General features: G+C 58.5%; 4 protein-coding genes. All 4 read left to right on the forward strand.

Translation table 11 applies throughout. The annotated features are described in order from the left end of the window. Positions 1–627 (forward strand): FtsH protease activity modulator HflK (gene hflK, locus AC6RA8_RS18210; protein WP_500354612.1); only part of this gene is annotated, 627 nt, incomplete at its 5' end. Further along, complete coding sequence (gene hflC / locus AC6RA8_RS18215) at positions 627–1,511, forward strand: protease modulator HflC (RefSeq protein WP_500354614.1); 885 nt, start codon at positions 627–629, stop codon at positions 1,509–1,511. The genes hflK and hflC, both read left to right, overlap by 1 nt. Then, positions 1,511–1,705: a DUF2065 domain-containing protein gene (locus AC6RA8_RS18220; RefSeq protein ID WP_500354616.1), complete on the forward strand. Its 195-nt coding sequence runs from the start codon at positions 1,511–1,513 to the stop codon at positions 1,703–1,705. The genes hflC and AC6RA8_RS18220 overlap by 1 nt, the downstream gene beginning before the upstream one ends. Before the next feature lie 172 nt (positions 1,706–1,877). Further along, positions 1,878–2,665 (forward strand): trypsin-like peptidase domain-containing protein (locus AC6RA8_RS18225; protein ID WP_500354618.1); only part of this gene is annotated, 788 nt, incomplete at its 3' end.

Consider the following 2,665-nt stretch of genomic DNA (forward strand, 5'->3'; position numbering starts at 1 on the left):
GTCTGGAACATCAATGATCCGGCGAACTTCCTGTTCAACCTGCGTGATCCGCGCCCAACCATCCGGGCCGTATCGGAATCGGCGATGCGTGAGATTATCGCGCAATCCGATCTTGCTCCGATCCTGAACCGGGATCGTGGTGCCATTGCAGGGCGCTTGGAGGATTTGATCCAATCCACCCTCGACAGCTATCAAAGCGGCGTCACGATCATCCGTGTCAACTTTGACAAGGCTGACCCGCCGGCATCCGTGATCGATGCATTCCGCGACGTGCAAGCGGCGGAACAAGAGCGGGACCGTCTGCAGAACGTGGCGGACGCCTATGCCAACCGTGTACTTGCTGAAGCGCGGGGTCAGGCGGCCCAGCTTCTGGAAGAGGCGGAAGCCTACCGCGCCCAACAGGTCAACCAGGCCGAAGGTGAAGCAAGCCGCTTCTCCGCCGTTCTGGAAGAGTATTCCAAGGCGCCTGATGTGACGCGCAAGCGTCTGTATCTCGAAACTATGGAACAGGTGCTTGGCCGCGTGGACAAGATCATTCTTGATGAAAACCAGGGTGCCGGAGGGCAGGGGGTTGTCCCATACCTTCCGCTGAACGAGTTGCGCCGTAGCACAGCGGAGTCGAACTGATGCGGAGATCAACATTTCTTCTGCCCATCGTGGTTGTTCTGGCCGCCGTCGGCCTCTCGGCACTGTTCATCGTGGATGAGCGTGAAAAGGCGCTGGTGCTGCAATTTGGCCGCGTCGTCGCCATCAAGGAAGACCCCGGATTGGCCTTCAAAATCCCGCTCATTCAGGAGGTCGTGCGCTATGATGACCGTATCCTGAGCCGTGATGTCGAGCCGCTGGAAGTCACACCACTGGATGATCGCCGTCTCGTTGTTGACGCCTTTGCCCGCTACCGGATCACGGATGTGAACCAGTTCCGGCAAGCTGTTGGTACAGGTGGCGAAGAGTCCGCGGATCGCCGCATCGACGGTATTCTGCGGAACGAGTTGCGCGAAGTTCTGGGTTCGGTGTCGTCAAACGACATCCTCAGCTCTGACCGTGCGGCCCTGATGCTGCGCATCCGCAACGGCGCCATCGCCGAAGCGCGTGCGCTGGGCATCGAAGTCATCGACGTGCGTCTGAAGCGGACGGACCTGCCAACCGAAAACCTGGACGCCACCTTTGAGCGGATGCGGGCAGAGCGTGAGCGTGAAGCGACCGACGAACGCGCCCGTGGTAACGAGGCTGCCCAACGTGTTCGTGCCCAAGCCGACAGGACGGTAGTTGAATTGACGTCGGATGCGGAACGCCAGGCAGAGATCATTCGCGGTGAAGCGGATGCGCGCCGCAATGCGATCTTTGCGGATGCCTTTGGCGTGGATCCTGAATTCTTTGAATTCTACCGCTCATTGACCGCCTACCAGCGGTCGCTTCAGGGGTCGAACTCGACCATGGTGCTTTCGCCGGATTCCGAGTTCTTCAACTACCTGAAGTCGCCCACGGGCAATGCCGTCGCGGGGCAGTAATGGCTTGGGTCCTCTTGGCCCTTGGACTTGTGATGTTGGTGGAGGGGCTGGCTTATGTGCTGGCCCCTTCGCTTATTGAACGGGTGCTTGAGGTGTTGCGCACGATGCCAGAAAGTGCGCGGCGCGTGTTTGGCGCGCTTATTCTGGTGACCGGTCTGATTTTTATCTGGCTGGCTTTTTTTATTGGTTTGTAAGGCAATGCATTTCAGAATGTTCACGTGCACATCACGCTCTGTTGAAACCACGGGACGCTGATCCATCTTTAATGTTGCAAGGATGCAACCCTACATGCACGGTGTGCGCAGGTGCGCACGCCCGTGTGCAAAATGACCGAAACGGTCAACAAGACTATGCAGGAGTAACCTGATGCAGCGACAGGCAATCGCCGTCTCCAGACGGCTTTCACCGATTCCTTATTTTCGTGTCCTCTGGTTGGGCGCTTTGGCGCTGGCCTTTGTTCTGGTGCAGGCGCTCATGGCGCAAGCGCGCCCCGAAAGCCTGGCCCCATTGGCCGAACAGATCAGCCCGTCGGTGGTCAACATCACCACATCCACGGTGATCGAAGGGCGGACCGGCCCCCAGGGGATCGTGCCAGAAGGCTCTCCGTTCGAAGATTTTTTTCGTGAATTCCAGGATCGCAACGGTCAGGGTGACCGGCCGCGCCGTTCGTCGGCACTCGGGTCCGGCTTTGTGATTTCCGAAGATGGGTTCATCGTGACGAACAACCACGTCATCGAAGGCGCGGACGAAATCACGATCGAATTTTTTAGCGGGGAGAAGCTGATTGCCGAGTTGGTGGGCACCGATCCAAACACGGACATCGCGCTTCTGAAAGTCGCAGCAGATGAAGCTCTGCCGCACGTGCCATTTGGCGACAGCGACACTGCGCGCGTCGGTGATTGGGTGGTTGCGATGGGTAACCCTCTTGGTCAAGGTTTTTCAGTTTCTGCCGGTATCGTCTCCGCACGTAACCGTGCACTGAGCGGCAGCTACGACGACTACATCCAGACCGACGCGGCCATCAATCGCGGCAACTCCGGTGGTCCGCTGTTCAACATGGATGGTGAAGTGATCGGCGTGAATACGGCGATCCTGTCGCCCAACGGCGGTTCGATCGGCATTGGTTTTTCGATGGCATCCAACGTTGTGACCCG

It is taken from the genome of Tateyamaria sp. (assembly GCF_059783535.1).